The organism is Streptomyces anandii JCM 4720, from assembly GCF_014650655.1.
GTDB lineage: Bacteria > Actinomycetota > Actinomycetes > Streptomycetales > Streptomycetaceae > Streptomyces > Streptomyces anandii.
The window spans coordinates 68,824-83,020 of record NZ_BMVJ01000012.1 but is presented as its reverse complement, the minus strand read 5'-3'; the positions used below and the strand labels follow the sequence as shown (position 1 = coordinate 83,020).

The 14,197-nt window shown below is 70.8% G+C and carries 17 protein-coding genes; 7 read left to right on the top strand and 10 right to left on the bottom strand.

Translation table 11 applies throughout. From position 1 onward, the window contains the following. The 3 genes from IE249_RS38070 to IE249_RS21940 all read right to left on the bottom strand — a co-directional run. A partial coding sequence (locus IE249_RS38070) for an SDR family NAD(P)-dependent oxidoreductase (RefSeq protein ID WP_229858971.1) occupies positions 1-297 on the bottom strand: 297 nt, incomplete at its 3' end. Further along, entirely contained in the window at positions 294-1,694 is a 1,401-nt protein-coding gene (locus tag IE249_RS21945) for an aldehyde dehydrogenase family protein (protein WP_229858969.1), read from the bottom strand. The genes IE249_RS21945 and IE249_RS38070, both read right to left, overlap by 4 nt. A gap of 8 nt (positions 1,695-1,702) precedes the next feature. Continuing rightward, positions 1,703-3,073, bottom strand: a complete 1,371-nt coding sequence (locus tag IE249_RS21940) for a glutamine synthetase family protein (protein WP_189707089.1) — start codon at positions 3,071-3,073, stop codon at positions 1,703-1,705. A 120-nt stretch (positions 3,074-3,193) separates the two neighbouring features. On the opposite strand from IE249_RS21940, the gene IE249_RS21935 reads away from it, so the two are divergent. After that, positions 3,194-3,931 (top strand): FadR/GntR family transcriptional regulator, encoded by a 738-nt coding sequence (locus IE249_RS21935; protein ID WP_189707087.1) that lies wholly within the window; start codon positions 3,194-3,196, stop codon positions 3,929-3,931. A gap of 84 nt (positions 3,932-4,015) precedes the next feature. After that, complete coding sequence (locus tag IE249_RS21930; protein WP_189707085.1) at positions 4,016-4,720, top strand: gamma-glutamyl-gamma-aminobutyrate hydrolase family protein; 705 nt, start codon at positions 4,016-4,018, stop codon at positions 4,718-4,720. Here IE249_RS21930 and IE249_RS21925 read toward each other — a convergent pair. After that, on the bottom strand, positions 4,707-5,630 hold the full coding sequence (locus IE249_RS21925) for a LysR family transcriptional regulator (protein WP_189707083.1): 924 nt from the start codon (positions 5,628-5,630) through the stop codon (positions 4,707-4,709). The genes IE249_RS21930 and IE249_RS21925 overlap by 14 nt on opposite strands. Positions 5,631-5,996: 366 nt before the next feature. On the opposite strand from IE249_RS21925, the gene IE249_RS21920 reads away from it, so the two are divergent. Further along, positions 5,997-6,383 (top strand): hypothetical protein, encoded by a 387-nt coding sequence (locus IE249_RS21920; RefSeq protein ID WP_189707081.1) that lies wholly within the window; start codon positions 5,997-5,999, stop codon positions 6,381-6,383. A gap of 473 nt (positions 6,384-6,856) precedes the next feature. On the opposite strand, the gene IE249_RS21915 is transcribed toward IE249_RS21920, so the two are convergent. From IE249_RS21915 to IE249_RS21905, 3 genes are read right to left on the bottom strand one after another with little or no spacing between them, the layout of a single operon-like run. Then, the gene (locus IE249_RS21915) at positions 6,857-7,711 is read right to left on the bottom strand and encodes a helix-turn-helix domain-containing protein (protein WP_189707079.1); all 855 of its coding nucleotides are present in this window, start codon (positions 7,709-7,711) and stop codon (positions 6,857-6,859) included. A gap of 26 nt (positions 7,712-7,737) precedes the next feature. Next, on the bottom strand, positions 7,738-8,265 hold the full coding sequence (locus tag IE249_RS21910) for a DUF6879 family protein (RefSeq protein ID WP_189707077.1): 528 nt from the start codon (positions 8,263-8,265) through the stop codon (positions 7,738-7,740). Beyond that, on the bottom strand, positions 8,237-8,497 hold the full coding sequence (locus tag IE249_RS21905; RefSeq protein ID WP_189707075.1) for a hypothetical protein: 261 nt from the start codon (positions 8,495-8,497) through the stop codon (positions 8,237-8,239). Before IE249_RS21905 ends, IE249_RS21910 begins: the two co-directional genes overlap by 29 nt. Positions 8,498-8,733: 236 nt before the next feature. Here IE249_RS21905 and IE249_RS21900 point away from each other — a divergent pair, with 236 nt between their 5' ends. From IE249_RS21900 to IE249_RS21890, 3 genes are read left to right on the top strand one after another with little or no spacing between them, the layout of a single operon-like run. Continuing rightward, positions 8,734-9,132: a DUF6415 family natural product biosynthesis protein gene (locus tag IE249_RS21900; protein ID WP_189707073.1), complete on the top strand. Its 399-nt coding sequence runs from the start codon at positions 8,734-8,736 to the stop codon at positions 9,130-9,132. Then, on the top strand, positions 9,116-9,409 hold the full coding sequence (locus IE249_RS21895) for a hypothetical protein (RefSeq protein ID WP_189707071.1): 294 nt from the start codon (positions 9,116-9,118) through the stop codon (positions 9,407-9,409). The genes IE249_RS21900 and IE249_RS21895 overlap by 17 nt, the downstream gene beginning before the upstream one ends. Continuing rightward, positions 9,406-9,906, top strand: coding sequence for a hypothetical protein (locus tag IE249_RS21890; RefSeq protein WP_189707069.1), 501 nt, complete (start codon positions 9,406-9,408; stop codon positions 9,904-9,906). Before IE249_RS21895 ends, IE249_RS21890 begins: the two co-directional genes overlap by 4 nt. Before the next feature lie 88 nt (positions 9,907-9,994). On the opposite strand, the gene IE249_RS21885 is transcribed toward IE249_RS21890, so the two are convergent. The 3 genes from IE249_RS21885 to IE249_RS21875 form a co-directional block, all read right to left on the bottom strand. Further along, on the bottom strand, positions 9,995-10,546 hold the full coding sequence (locus IE249_RS21885) for a hypothetical protein (protein ID WP_189707067.1): 552 nt from the start codon (positions 10,544-10,546) through the stop codon (positions 9,995-9,997). 111 nt (positions 10,547-10,657) lie between these two features. Further along, complete coding sequence (locus IE249_RS21880) at positions 10,658-11,293, bottom strand: hypothetical protein (RefSeq protein WP_189707065.1); 636 nt, start codon at positions 11,291-11,293, stop codon at positions 10,658-10,660. Between the two features lie 524 nt (positions 11,294-11,817). Beyond that, on the bottom strand, positions 11,818-12,096 hold the full coding sequence (locus IE249_RS21875) for a hypothetical protein (protein WP_189707063.1): 279 nt from the start codon (positions 12,094-12,096) through the stop codon (positions 11,818-11,820). A gap of 579 nt (positions 12,097-12,675) precedes the next feature. On the opposite strand from IE249_RS21875, the gene IE249_RS21870 reads away from it, so the two are divergent. After that, positions 12,676-13,944 (top strand): AlbA family DNA-binding domain-containing protein, encoded by a 1,269-nt coding sequence (locus IE249_RS21870; RefSeq protein ID WP_189707061.1) that lies wholly within the window; start codon positions 12,676-12,678, stop codon positions 13,942-13,944. The last annotated feature ends 253 nt before the right edge of the window (positions 13,945-14,197 follow it).

Sequence of the window (14,197 nt, the reverse complement as noted above, 5' to 3'; positions counted from 1 at the left end):
GTCGTCGGGCGGCGAGATGCCCGCGTTGTTGAAGGCGACGTCGACGCTGCCGTAGGTGTCGTGGGCCGTCGCGAAGAGGGCCTCGACCTGCTCGGGGTCGGTGACGTCGGTGAGCACGAAGAGGCCGCCGGTCTCCTCGGCGGCCGCCTTGCCGCGTTCCTCGTCGACGTCGGCGCACACCACGTGTGCGCCCTCGGAGGCGAGGCGGCGGGCGGAGGCCAGTCCGATGCCGCTGCCGGCTCCGGTGACGACGGCGGTACGGCCGGCCAGCCGGCGGCAGATGATGTCCTCGGTCACTGTGCGGGGCCCTCCGTGCTGATGAAGACGTTCTTGGTCTCGGTGAAGGCGGTCAGCGCGTCCGGGCCGAGCTCACGACCGAGCCCGGACTGTTTGAACCCGCCGAACGGGGTCCAGTAGCGGACGCTCGCATGGGAGTTGACCGACAGGTTGCCGGCCCGGACGGCCCGTGAGACGCGCAGGGCACGGCCGAGGTCCCGGGTCCACAGCGACCCGGCGAGTCCGTACGGGGTGTCGTTGGCGAGGCGGATCGCGTCCTCCTCGTCGGTGAACGGCAGCAGTACGGCGACCGGTCCGAAGATCTCCTCGCGGGCCGCCGCCGAGTCGGGCCGCTCGCCGGTCAGGACGGTCGGCGGGAACCAGAAGCCGGGCCCGTCGGGGGCGCTGCCGCGCAGTGCGGGGGCGTCCTCGGGGACGCATGACCGTACGCGTTCGAGCTGCCGGCGGGAGATCAGCGGGCCCATACGCGTCTTCTCGTCGGCCGGGTCGCCCACGACGACGGCGGCGAGCGCGTCGGCGAGGAACGCGCGCGCCTCCTCGTACACGGACTCATGGACGAGGACGCGGGTGCGGGCGCAGCAGTCCTGGCCGGAGTTGTCCAGGAAGGAGAACGGGTCCAGGGCGGCGGTGAGTTCGGCGTCGGCGAAGACGATGTTCGGGCTCTTGCCGCCGAGTTCGAGGGTGACCGGCTTGACGTGCCGGGCGCAGCGCTCCATGACCTCGCGGCCGGTGCGGGTGGATCCGGTGAACACGATCTTGGCGACGTCCGGGTGGTCCACCAGGGCGCGTCCGGCGATGTGGCCGTGGCCGGGCAGCACTTGGAAGAGGTGCTCGGGCAGGCCGGCGTCGAGGGCGAGTGCGGCGAGCCGCAGCGCGGTCAGCGGGGTGGTCTCGGCGGGCTTGAGGACGACGGCGTTGCCCGCGGCGAGCGCCGGGAAGGAGCCCCAGGCGGCGATGGGCATGGGGAAGTTCCAGGGGGCGATCACGCCGACCACGCCCAGGGGTTCCTGGAAGGTGACGTCCCAGCCGCCGGGCACGGGGATCTGCCGGCCCAGCAGGCGCTCGGCGCCGCCGGCCGCGTAGAGCAGCAGGTCCCGGGCGTTGCCTGCCTCCCAGCGGGCGTTGCCGATCGGATGGCCGGCCTCGCGGACCTCCAGCAGGGCCAGTTCCTCGGCGTGGGTGTCGACGACGTCGGCGAAGCGGCGCAGCAGGCGGGCGCGGTCCGCGGGCGCGGCGGCCGCCCAGGACCGCTGTGCGGCCGCGGCGCGGGCGACCGCCCGGTCGATGTCGTGGGCGTCGGCGGCGGGGACGGTGGCGACGACCTCCTCGGTGGCGGGGTTGATCACCTGGAGGAGCTGTTCGTGCTGTTGCTGGTCGTGCTGGTGCTGGTCGGTCAAGGAGGCCCTCACATGCGTTCGAAGGAGCGGCGCAGCTCCCAGTCGGTGATCGCGGCGTCGTAGGCGTCCAGTTCGACGCGCGCCATGTTGCGGTAGTGCGCGACGACCTCGTCGCCGAAGGCGGCCTCGGCGATCGCGCTGTTCTCCCACAGGTCGGCGGCCTCTCGGAGGGTGGCCGGGACGTGCTCGTAGTCGGCGGCGTAGGCGTTGCCCGGGCAGGGCTCGGGCAGCGGGAGCTTGTGCTCGACGCCGTGCAGGCCGGCGGCGACGAGTCCGGCCACCGCGAGGTGCGGGTTGACGTCGCCGCCGGGCAGCCGGTTCTCGAAGCGCAGGGAGTGGCCGTGGCCGACGACGCGGAGGGCGCAGGTGCGGTTGTCGTGGCCCCAGGCGACGGCGGTGGGGGCGAAGGAGCCGGGCTGGAAGCGCTTGTAGGAGTTGATGCCGGGCGCGTAGAGCAGGGCGAACTCCCGCAGCGCCGCCAGTTGTCCGGCGAGGAAGTGGCGCATGACCTCGGACATGCCGTGCGGGTCGCCGGGTGCGCCGGCCATGACGCTGTGGCCGTCGGCGTCGGCGAGCGAGAGGTGGATGTGGCAGGAGTTGCCCTCGCGTTCGTTGTACTTGGCCATGAAGGTGATCGAGACGCCTTCCTGGGCGGCGATCTCCTTGGCGCCGGTCTTGTAGACGGCGTGCTGGTCGCAGGTGACGAGGGCCTCGTCGTAGCGGAAGGCGATCTCGTGCTGGCCGGGGTTGCACTCGCCCTTGGCGGACTCGACGGTGAGCCCGGCGCCGGCCATGTCGTTGCGCAGCCGCCGCAGCAGGGGCTCGATGCGGCCGGTGCCGAGGATCGAGTAGTCGACGTTGTACTGGTTGGCCGGGGTGAGCCCGCGGTAGCCGGCGTCCCAGGCCTGCTCGTAGGTGTCCTTGAAGACGATGAACTCCAGCTCGGTGCCGACCCGGGCGGTGAGACCGTGCTCGGCGAGGCGCTCCAGCTGACGGCGCAGGATCTGGCGCGGCGCGGCGGCGACCGGGGTGCCGTCGTGCCAGGCGAGGTCGGCGACGGCCAGCGCGGTGCCCGCGTTCCAGGGGACGCGGCGCAGGGTGGCGAGGTCGGGGTGCATGGCGAAGTCGCCGTAGCCGCGGTCCCAGGAGGACATGGCGTAGCCGTCGACGGTGTTCATCTCGGTGTCGACGGCGAGGAGGTAGTTGCAGCCCTCGGTGCCGTGGTGGAGGACCTCGTCGAGGAAGAAGCGGGCGGCGAACCGCTTGCCCTGGAGGCGGCCCTGCATGTCGGGGAAGGCGAGGACGACCGTGTCGATCTCGCCGCTCGCGACGAGCGCGTGCAGTTCCTCTACGCCGAGCGGGGGTGTGCGGTCTGCCACGGGAGGGCCTCCTTCGGCCTGCTGCGCCAAAGCCGTCCGGCCGTCACGGCCGTCGCGGCCATGACGCGGTGGCCATAAGGTATGGGTGATGACCATTGCCTGGGAAGGGGGCGCGGCCGGATGGCGCAGGGCACCGAACCGGACGGGCCGGCCGACCGCCTCGCTCCGGTGCTGCGGCCGGTGCGGGCGGGCAACGGCTTCGAGGAGGCGCTGGAGCAGATCCTCCAGGTGGTGCGGCTCGGCCTGGTGCCGGGCGGCGGGCGGCTGCCGTCCGAGCGCGAGCTCGCTCAGCGGCTGGGGATCAGCAGGGTGACGCTGCGCGAGGTGCTCAGGGTGCTCCAGGACCAGGGGCTCGTTCAGGCGCGGCGGGGGCGCTACGGGGGCACGTTCGTGCTGCCGCGCGCGGACGCGGGCGGCGAGGACGAGCTGCGGCGGCGGATCGCCGGGGTGGACGTCGAGGACGTCCTGCGCTTCCGGGAGGTGCTGGAGGTGGGCGCGGCGGGTCTGTGCGCCGCGCACGGGCTGACGGCAGGGCAGGCGGCGCGGCTGCGCGCGGCGCTGGACCGCACGCGCGACGCGCCCCCGGCGGAGTACCGGCGCGTGGACACGATGCTGCACCTCACGCTCGCCGAGCTGAGCGGCTCGCCCACGCTGGCCGCGCAGTACGCGGGGGTACGGGCCACGGTGAACGGCCTGCTCGACTGCATCCCGCTGCTGGTGCGCAACCTGGAGCACTCCCAGCGGCAGCACGGCGCGCTGGTGGAGGCGGTGCTCACGGGGGACGCGGAGGGCGCGCGGGAGGCGATGCGGGAGCACTGCGCGGGGACGGCGGCGCTGCTGCGGGGCTTTCTGGCCTGAGGGGGCTTGCCGCCGGGGCCGGCGGTCGCCCAAGGTGATCGGGCAAAGGTAGTCGACCGCACCATTGCGGGCGGGGAGGACCGTATGACCGTACGACCGCTGATCGGCGTCAGTACGTATCTGGAGGCCGGGGCGCGCTGGGGCGTGTGGGAGCTGGAGGCGGCGCTGCTGCCGGCCGGCTACCCGCGGCTGGTGCAGCGGGCGGGCGGGCTGGCCGCGATGCTGCCGCCGGACGAGCCGGAGCGGGCCGCGGGCGCGGTGGCGCGGCTGGACGGGCTGGTGATCGCGGGCGGCCCGGACGTCGAGCCGGTCCGCTACGGCGCCGAGCCCGGCCCGCGCACCGGGCCGCCCTCCCCCGCGCGGGATGCCTGGGAGCTGGCGCTGATCGAGGCGGCCCTCGCCGCGCGCGTCCCGCTGCTCGGCATCTGCCGGGGCATGCAGCTGCTGAACGTGGCCCTCGGCGGCACCCTGGTGCAGCACCTCGACGGGCACGCCGAGGTGACCGGCGTCTTCGGCGGGCACGCGGTCAAACCCGTCCCGGGCACGCGGTACGCGGCCGCCGTCCCCGAGGAGACGACCGTGCCCACCTATCACCACCAGGCCGTGGACCGGCTCGGCGCGCACCTGGTCGTGTCGGCCCACGCGGCGGACGGCACGATCGAGGCGGTCGAGCTGCCACCGGCGAAGGGCTGGGCGCTGGGCGTGCAGTGGCATCCGGAGATGGGCGAGGACCCGCGGGTGATGCGGGCGCTGGTGGAGGCCGCCGGCGTGGACGCTACGCGCGGGTGAGGGACAGCAGTTCGCGGGCCGGGCCCGTGGGTCGGTGGCCGGTGGGCCAGACCGCTCTCAGATCGCGGCGCAGGGCCACGCCGTCCACCGGGACGGTCACCAGACGGCGCAGGGACAGTTCCTCGCCGACCGCGAGTTCGCTCAGCACGGCCGGGCCCGCCCCGCTCACCGCGGCGGCCTTCACCGCGGTGGTCGAGGACAGCTCGATCAGCGGGCGCGCCAGGCCGCCCAGCGCCACGTCGAGGACCTGACGGGTGCCCGAACCGGTCTCGCGCAGGATGAGCGGGGTCGAGGCCAGCTCCCGCGCGGACATCGGGCGCCGGCGGCGGGCCCACGGGTGACCCGGTGCGGTCACCAGGATCAGCCGGTCGTGGGCGATCACCACGGAGTCCAGACCGGACGGCACCGAAAGCCCCTCCACGAAGCCGAGGTCCGCCTCCCCCGCCAGCAGCCGCTCCGCCACCACGGCGGAGTTCCCGGCGAGCAGCGACACCGCCGTGTCCGGGCGCCGGGAGCGCAGCGCGATCAGCCACCCCGGCAGCAGGTACTCCGCGATCGTCATGCTGGCCGCGACCCGCAGCCGCGAGTCCCGCCGGTCCCGCAGCGCCTGCGCGCCCGCGTCGAAGGCCTCGGCCGCCTCCACCACCCGCCGCGCCCAGTCGGTCACCAGCGCGCCGGCGTCCGTCAGCCGCGAACCGCGCGGCGAACGGTCCACGAGCGCCACGCCCAACTGCCGCTCCATGGAACGGATCCGGCTGCTCGCCGCGGGCTGTGTGATGCCGAGCTCACGCGCCGCCCCGCCCAGGCTGCCCAGCCGCGCCACCGCCAGCAGCAGTTCCAGCGCACCCAGATCCGGCACCCGGTGGGCCAGCGAGGCCGCGGGCGGCCGGCCCGCCCCGCTCCCGTCCATTCCGGCGGCCCTCCTGGTCCCTCGCTCCGGCCGTCGCGCTTCCCGTCGCTCTGCCCGTCAAGGCGACCGCTCGGCCATAAACCCAGCTTATGCCTCTGCCTGGCAGGCAGGTACCAGCCGAGGCATCCAGGCCCCTCCCTACCAGGGGCTACGCAGCGGCGAGCGGTCTCCCGGGTCCACCTGGAGAACGGCCGGCCCGCCACGTCGGGTATCACGCCCGGTATCACGGCCTGGACCTGCGGATTCGCCTCAACTCCCGTAAACGAAGCGGCAGTTGGTGTGGACTCTCGTGACTACTCACCGTAATATTTGACTACAGGCAGTCACCAAGCGGTGACCGCCCCGGAACAGGAAGAGGAAGAGACGATGGCGCAGACCGCAGCCTCCAAGACCACCGCCGCCAAGGCCTCCAAGCCCGCTCCCGCCGCCACCGAGACGCCCGCCGCGCCGGTCGCGGACGACCTCAGCGCGCTTCTCACCCCGCAGCGGTATGAGGCGGGCACCAGCACCGTCCCCCAGGAGGTCGCCACCTTCGTGGAGAACGCGTTCGAGGCGTGGCAGAAGGACAAGAACGCCTGGCAGATCGTGACCCTCAGCAGCCCTGAGAGGGTTGAGCTCATCTTCAAGCAGGCTCGTCGCTACTGCTTCGACCGGGAGACCAAGCTGACGTTCCAGCGTCGCCGCACCGAGAACACCAACGAGCTCGTCTACCGAGTGCGGGACAAGATCGCAGCGAAGCGCACCAAGAAGTAACAGCCACCCCCAGAGCGGCGTGACGCGGAACAGCGCGTCACGCCGCTTCTCGTTGCGCTGAGAGACGTGCACCGCGGCTGTGGCCAGCCACCCTGGGAGTGCGCAGCTCACAGGCGGGGCGCCCGCCCTGGGCACGCACTCACACACGCAGTGATAGTGAGACGAGAGCGAGGCGAGGAGGAGCTGAAGCTCACGACTTCACGCGCTGATCGTGGTCGGGCGAGACGAGCGTGGTGAGGCAGCGATGAGCGAGATGGTGAGGCGAGTGAGCGTGGAGATCGTGAGCGTGGCGATGGCCCTGACCTCTCGCTTATAGGGCGCCGTGGTGCCAGGACACCACCAGAAAATCACAATCCAGATCTTGGAAGACCTAATTCGTGATCAGCTTGTATCACCACGCCTGAGGTGATGCGCTCCTCTCACATATCTCTCTCGGAGTTTCCCGCGCACGTAAGCGTGTCCACACCTTTCGCCTACCGCAGCGCCTCGATCGCCCGGAGAACCAGCTCCCGCGCCTCCGCCCCGTACACCGCCATGGAGCGCAGCAGCTCGAACGTCTTGACGTACAGCGCGACCTCCGACGGCTGCGTCACCTTCACCTCCGCCGAGACCAGCTCCACCGACGCGAGCTTGTCGTCGTAGACGTGGAACGACTCCTCCGGCCACTGAGTGCGCTCCCTGGTCGCCATCGGGATGACCCCCAGCGACACCGACGGGAGCGCCCCGGCGGTGAGGAGGTAGCCAAGCTGGGCCGCCATCGCGTCCTCGTCGGCCATCTGGCAGCGGAGCACGTGCTCCTCCAGCACGACGACGAACCGGTGCCCCGGCTCGTGGACCACGCGGGACCGCTCCACCCTGGCCCGCGCCGCGTCGAGGCTGTCGTCCTCCGGGAGGTCGCGGAACCGCGCGGCGGTCCGCAGGACGGCCGCCGCGTACCCCTCGGTCTGGAGGAGGCCCGGCACCACCGTGGACGAGTACAGCCGGAAGAGCTCCGTCTCGCGGTAGAACGCCGCCGCGCTGTCCTGGAGGTGCCGCAGGCCGTTGCGGACCTGGTGCCGCCACTCCCGGTACATCGACTCGGCGTTGAGCGAGAGGGTGATCAGGTCCTGGGCCTGGCCGGCCGCCCCGGTCGCCTCACACCAGGCGCGGATGTCCCGGGCGGACGGCGCGGTGAGGGCGTTCTCCACCCGAGAGGTCTTGGCGTGGTGCCAGCCGCACGCGGCAGCCAGCTCCTTCACCGTCAGCCCCGCCTCCTTCCGGAGGTCACGCAGGCGCCGGGCGACGGCCTCACGCGCGGCCTGGGCGGAGGAGGACGGGGAGACGGACATGGGTTCCTTGCCTGGCGGGACTGCTCTTACCGGAGCCTGTACTGGTCGTGCGGCGTGGCGCGGGCCCAGGCTCCCTCGAAGGCGTCCGCGCACAGCTTGACCGCCGCCGGGTCCTCCGAGAACTCCTGGCCGGCCCACACCCCGTCCCCGCTGAAGTGGTGCCAGCGGATCAGGCGGTCGTCGATCAGCCAGAAGTCGTTGCCGGGCAACGCGAGGTCGGACGCGCGGCGACGGGGCAGCCACCGTACCCGCTCCCCCGCGGCGACGTTGACGCCGGTGGCAGCGTGCTCGTAGCGGATGTACTCGCTCACCGGCTCGGAGACGACGCGAACCCGGCGGACGACCACGCCGCGCGCGACCGCCCCGGCGATGAGCTGAACCCACGGCGCCCAGTAGGCGGAGGTGGGGTCGGCGTCGCGCCGCCCGGTGCGCCGCCACTCGTCGAGGTCGGCGGCCTCCTCGTCCACCGCGTAGCTGTCGCGCATCTCCAGGTGAACGGCGCCCCGTTCGCAGCCCGCGAGGAGCTCAGCGAACGTCGGCTCGCTCGACGGCATCACAGGCCTCCCTCAGAAACGGCGCCATGCGGGCGGGGATGCGGATGACCGCCTCGTCGTCGGGGATGCCGACGGCGTGGCCGGGCACCTCGAACGCGGCGACCTCCGCCTCGGTCTCCCCGCCCGGCTTGTAGCCCTGGATCACGATGTCGTTGGTCTTCTCGTCGACGAACACGGTCGGACTCTTGTCCTGGCCGGTGGTCGGGTCGATGCCGATGAAGCGTAGCGGCACGGTGGTCTCCCCTGCTCTGGGTGTGCAGTTGTGTGCGTCCTAGTCTCCCCGTCGTGTGAGCCCGGTCAACCCTCGATGCGTCGTCAACTTCCAGCCTGATAGAGGGCCTTGCACACTTCTGCACATTCCTGGCTTTGGCTGACCCGGAGTTCTAGCCTCAGCAGTTCTAAGGAAGGACCCCCGCGAGGTGGACTAGACCTCCGGGGGCGTGGCCACAGCTACCGAGGAGCTGCAACATGGCAACTTCTACCAGCCAACCACCGCCCACCCAAGGGCGGGACCACCGCCCGCTCGACGTCGAGACCATGCGCGCCTGCGCGCGGCGTCTGCTCGCCGACGACGCCGAGCTTCCCACGGTCGAGGAGCTGGAGACGCTCACCCTTCAGCTGCGCGGCCACGTCATGCTGGCCGTGCCGGAGGTGGAGATGGCTGCCGGGGCCCTGCCCAGGGATGACGTGCCGCGCGCCTGCGCCCTGGCCTGCGTCGGCGAGGCCCGCATGCGGCTCAACCTGGAACCTGGCCACGCCTTGCCCGCCCAGGTCGCGCACGCCCAGCGCCTCGCCCGCTCCGTGAACGCCCTCTGTGACCACTACGAGAACCTCGGCGGGGGTGAGAACGGTGGGAGCACGCATTGAGTGGCAGTGGCAGGACGCCGGGTCCGGTCCCGGCCACATGCAGCGGGTCATCATCCACGACGACACGCCCAGCGACGATCCCGCCCTGGCCGCGTACCGCAGTCTCATCGACCACGGCCTGAGGTGCCGGACCTGCCGCACCACCGACGCGGACGGCTGGGCGAACAGCACCTGTGACGAGGCACGGTGGCTCCACCGCGCCTGGCGCCTGGCGCGAGGCGGCGCGTCCGCCCCAGCTGCCGCCAGCAGCAGCCCCGAGGGGAGCCCGGCAGCGTGAACCTCAACCGGAGGAAGGCCACCATCGCCTGCGTGGTGGCCTTTTGCGTGGCCAGCGTCATCTACAAGGCGACCAGCTCACACCCGGGCGACGATGGGACACCCAGCGCCGCCCAGCACGAGCCCCGTCACGCGTCACCGTCACCGTCCGCCACCCGCGCGGCGGCCAAGCCCACCGCTCAGCCCAGCGACCTGCCGCACCTCGACCACCAGGGCGACGGGCCGTCCAACTGCGTCATCCGCTACCGGGCGGCTGGCGGCAAGGCGGGGTGGGCGGTGTTCGCCTCCCGCCCTGGCACCGTCGAGCTGACGGCGACCACCACGGCGGGCAAGACCTACGCCAAGTCCTGGTACGCCGACACCAGTCACAACCGCACCGTCTACGTCACCGGCATGGACGTGGCCGTGCCGCTCACCGCCCTCAAGAGCATTGAGGGCACGCTCGTCGACGCCGACACCGCCAAGACGTACCGGTGCCTGGTGGGCCCGGAGGCGTAGCGGCGGAAATGACGACTGGCCGGCCTTCCCCGTGGAAGGCCGGCCAGTTCCGTGTCTGCACCTCTTCGAAGCCGCTCTTGCGGCGGTCCTACTGGTCCGCCTGGTAGGTCTCCCGGTCCTTGAGAAGCTCCCACGCCTTGATGTTCCAGTTCTGCGGCTCTACCACGATCGTCGGCCAAACCGTGCTCGTCGTGGTGATCTCGATCCTGTGGTACGGCAAGCTCCGGTTGATCTTGACGATCTCCACTGGCGGGAACTGGTTGGAACTGCCGCTCTCCGCGAAGAAGTGGAAGCCGCCCGTGTGTATGGGTACCGCTAGGCCGAGGACCGTCCCGTCACTGAACTTGGCATCCCGGCAGTACGCGGGGGTCGGGGCGCCACTGATGCCGACGGCGCTGTCCGCCGCGACCCGACGGTTCCACGCAAACACCACACGGTTGTGTACACGGGCATCCCACGCCCATCCAGCCGTAAGCAGCACGGCAAACACCGCCCACGAGTAGTTGTGCGTCGGGCCGGCCAGTCCTCCCGCGAAGAGCCCAAAGAACACTGCCGCGCCAACGATCTGGCTGGTATCCCAGCCAGCGACCTGCTGGTTGTAGGCGATTCTGTTTTTCCGGCCGCTGCGGTCTCTTGCCACTACTGCTCCTCGGGGCGCCCGTTCGTTGCGCTGACAGCGGCATTGTGGCTGACACCTGGTAAGCAACGGAGCGGTCCGGAACATCACAGACGAACGGTTCAGCAACGCTACTTACGCGGCGGCCCGCAGGTCACGGGTGATGACGCTGATCTGCCCCCTGGCGGCGCGGTCTTTCAGTCCCAGCCGCGGGCCGAGGCGCCTGGCACGGGCAGCGACGGTGTCCTCGGGGTAGGCCAGCAGGTCGGCCTCAACGAGAGCCCGTCTCGCAGCCCCTGAGGCCCGCGGTTTCCCTGGCAACGTGATCTTGGCAGGCTTGGCAGCCTCTGCCAGTTCCGTGGCGGCCTTCCGTGCCAGCGGTGCGACGTTCCAGCGACCCTGGTCCGGTGCCACGGCGAGAATGCCGTCTCGGACGAGGCGGTGAACCAGGCCGGGCATCTTGTCTGCGGGCGGGGCATAGCCCACCACCCGCTCGTACGCGGGCCGCAGCCTGGCGGTGAACTCAGCCATGCCGTCGCTGGGTTGGAGGGTGGCGGCGACCTCCACCGCGCACACGGCCTGCCGTCGCCACACCTCGTCCAGCACGGCGGCCTTGAGCGCGACCAGTGGCCGGCCAGCGCGAGCGTCCTCGTCCAAGCGCCTGACGGCTGCCCGTGTGACGCTGAGCGCGGCGGACGGGGCAAGACCGAGCCGCATCTCCATGACCTCGCGGGCGAGCAGCCGCAGCTTCAGGTCGTCAGGGCTGGTCACCTCACGACACCCGGCTGCCAGCTCGCCCGCGCGAGCGCCAGCTGACTGTGGTTGAGGGCGTCCCGTATGACCTTGAAGTCTCGGCCGTGACGGTTGAACTCCACGCTCATCGGATCCCTGGTGAACCTGAAGTTTCTGCCGTCGGGGCCGACTATCGATCCAACGGTGAGAAGCGTCAGCTTGCCACGTGAGAGGCCGCGGGACTTGTACCGGACGGCTGTGAGGCTGGCGACGGGCAGGTGACGTCTCCCGCGCCGTGAACCATGCGAGCGAGGAGCCCGCGACGGCGGATGGTGACGGTCTGGCCGTCGAACGTGATCGTGCCGTCGGTTCCCCTCGCGGTGAGAACTTGAAGTTGCTGGGTCGTGGGCTGCCGGTTCATGGGTTGTCGCCCTTCTCATTTGATGTGATCATGACATACTGGGGATGTTCGGATGGCACCACAGTTTGCGTGAACCGGCCTCCACGCCTTGCGCCTTCGCGGAGGCCGTTCTCTAGGTGCCCCGGTTGCGGCTGCGCTCGCCTCAGTCGCTGTCGCCCGGCTTGCCGGGCGCGTACCCGTACACCCTGTTCTGGCAGAGTGAGTCATCGGGGTAGTTCTTCTGGCACCAGTTGCCGACCTGGGTCAGGCAGTCACTCAGTGCCGTGGTTCCCATGCCGTTCTGGTTCTCAGGCTTGGCGCATGACGGCGGCTCCGGAGTGGACAGGTCGACGTAAGCGCTGAAACCGAGCAGCGCCACTCCCGCGACGGCGCTTACGGCTGCCGCCTTGCCCCGTCTGGTCATCCTGGTCCAGGTGTTCATGAGATGCAGTTCCCCTCCCTGTTGCGCCCCTGGCAAGCTCAACCGCTCGTCAGGCTGCGTCGTCATTCTCCGGTCCACGCCCACAGACGAAGCACCGGGCCTTGCCCTCCTGGATGAGGTGTCGGCGTTCCCGCATTCCCTCCAGCCGACGCTGACGCACCGCGGGGTCTCGCCATGAGGTGGCGACTGAGGTGGCGCGCGTGGCACTTGAGCTCGGCTTGGCCGTCTCACCAACTGGTTGGTCGTTCATGCGGCTAATCGAATCCTGACTCTGCGTAACCGTCCAACGTGATCTGACGAGTCGACTGTCACGTGAGCGGCGAGCCGAGATTCCCGTTATGGCGGGCCCGCCTCGGCCCGCTTGAGGCACGCCGAGAGCTTCCGGAACGGGAAACCCAGGCGCGGCCGGCCGCAACCTCTCGCGGACACTCAACCCCGCTCGTGGGCTGCCCCTGGGTTAGGCCGGCCAAGCGTCGGACGTAGGGCCAGCCCAGTTAACAGCCTTTGTCTGAAGGCGTTCGGGGATGTTGTCGGTTAAACCGGGTGTCTTGAGGCATCTGGGACTGCGATGCTCTGTGGATGCATCCGCTGTTTCATGTGCCTCCCACTGAGGTCACCTTGGACCTCGTCCAGGACTTCATCAACCTGAAGATCCGGGAAGGCCTCACGGTCGAGTACAAGCGCGCCGGTGACAAGCCGATCGAGGCGGTCGCGGCGCTCGCGAACACCTACGGCGGCCTGCTCTTCGTAGGCGTCGACGAGGGAGAGAAGGGCGTTCCCTCCGAGATCAGGGGCGTGCCTCTCGGCGAGAAGGAAAAGCTGGTCAACCAGATGGGCATGGGCTTCGCCCCGCCATGGTCACCCGAGGTGATCGAGGTGCCCTGCAACGAGCAGGGTGACAAGGTCGTCCTGGTGGTCCGCATTGACCGGGCAACCGTCCCGCGTCCGATCGTCCTCAACGGCTCGATCTTCGTGCGGCTGGACGCCCGCAACGAGAAGGCGAACCGGCAGATGATGCGGATGCTGCTGGACGACCCGAACTCACAGCCTGAGCCCCGGCCGTCGTCGGTTCGCCGTGGCCTAAACGTTCACGAGTCCCCGTTCCTCGCTCAGCCCAACGACCCGGACGTCGTCCTGCGTGCGGCGAGCGTCATGCGCCTCTGGGAGGGGGAGGAGCGGACGCGCTTCCCGAGCGGGCTGGCGGGGACGGTCACCGGGGCCTTGCAGGGCACGCGCGCACACCCGTTGCTGAGCCAGTTGGGGCTCGCCCTCGTGGGCGGCGGACAGATCGTCACCACGCCGTGGCGGCTCCTAGACGCCACGAGCCGACGGCTGCGGCTCCGGATGTCCACCGCTGGCACTGATGGCTCCGCTCCCTCGCGCCCTGGCGCGGAGATGACCTGTACGGTCGCCCTTGGCGGCGGCGAGCCGGCCTCCGAGCTTGAGGTCCTGTTCGACACCGCGTTCTGGCTGCCCGAGGGTGTCCCCCTGGGCCTGGACCTCTTCCTCCAGGTCTTCTACGACAGCGTGCCGATGGTGGCGAACACGCTCCTGCCGCACGTTGCTGAGGCGACGGTCGGCGTCAAGGCGATGCCAGCCCCACTGACGGAGATCCACGTCGCGGCACGGGACACGGTCGACGACTACGGTGACGCGACTCCCGTCAACCTGGAGGAGCTCGTGTCGCTGGGCTCGCTGGGTGAGAGGGTCGGCGGACGGTTCATCAGGCAGGGCGGCGAGACGGTGTTGCGCAGCCTGGTGAACCCGCCGCACTGGGACGAAGCCGTGCGAGAGGCGCTGGTCACCATGGCAATGGACTGGGGCTTCCCCGACCCCAAGTTCCCTTGACCTCACCCCGGACAGAGCGCCGTTGGCCGGCCAGACACGACGCTGGCCGGCCTTTGGCCTGTCGTTGGGGCTGAGTGACCGCGAGGGGCTGCGGACCGCCGCCCCTGCGAAACCAGTCAGGCCCGCCGAGAGCGGGCCTGAGAGGGGGACGAGCAGGCTTGGCTGGCCGTCAGTTGAGCTGCGTGACGCCCGCCGGGCCGCCGTTGACATCGTTGTAGTTCACCACCGCGACGCTCGCGAGCGCGGACGGGTC

What these genes read in the sequence shown, in the direction of transcription:
- IE249_RS21925 (WP_189707083.1), bottom strand. Translation starts at nt 5,630, where the DNA reads ATGGACGGGAGCGGGGCGGGCCGGCCGCCCGCGGCCTCGCTGGCCCAC.
- IE249_RS21935 (WP_189707087.1), top strand. Translation starts at nt 3,194, where the DNA reads ATGGCGCAGGGCACCGAACCGGACGGGCCGGCCGACCGCCTCGCTCCG.
- IE249_RS21915 (WP_189707079.1), bottom strand. Translation starts at nt 7,711, where the DNA reads ATGTCCGTCTCCCCGTCCTCCTCCGCCCAGGCCGCGCGTGAGGCCGTC.
- IE249_RS21920 (WP_189707081.1), top strand. Translation starts at nt 5,997, where the DNA reads ATGGCGCAGACCGCAGCCTCCAAGACCACCGCCGCCAAGGCCTCCAAG.
- IE249_RS21930 (WP_189707085.1), top strand. Translation starts at nt 4,016, where the DNA reads ATGACCGTACGACCGCTGATCGGCGTCAGTACGTATCTGGAGGCCGGG.
- IE249_RS21870 (WP_189707061.1), top strand. Translation starts at nt 12,676, where the DNA reads ATGCATCCGCTGTTTCATGTGCCTCCCACTGAGGTCACCTTGGACCTC.
- IE249_RS21875 (WP_189707063.1), bottom strand. Translation starts at nt 12,096, where the DNA reads ATGAACACCTGGACCAGGATGACCAGACGGGGCAAGGCGGCAGCCGTA.
- IE249_RS21910 (WP_189707077.1), bottom strand. Translation starts at nt 8,265, where the DNA reads ATGCCGTCGAGCGAGCCGACGTTCGCTGAGCTCCTCGCGGGCTGCGAA.
- IE249_RS21900 (WP_189707073.1), top strand. Translation starts at nt 8,734, where the DNA reads ATGGCAACTTCTACCAGCCAACCACCGCCCACCCAAGGGCGGGACCAC.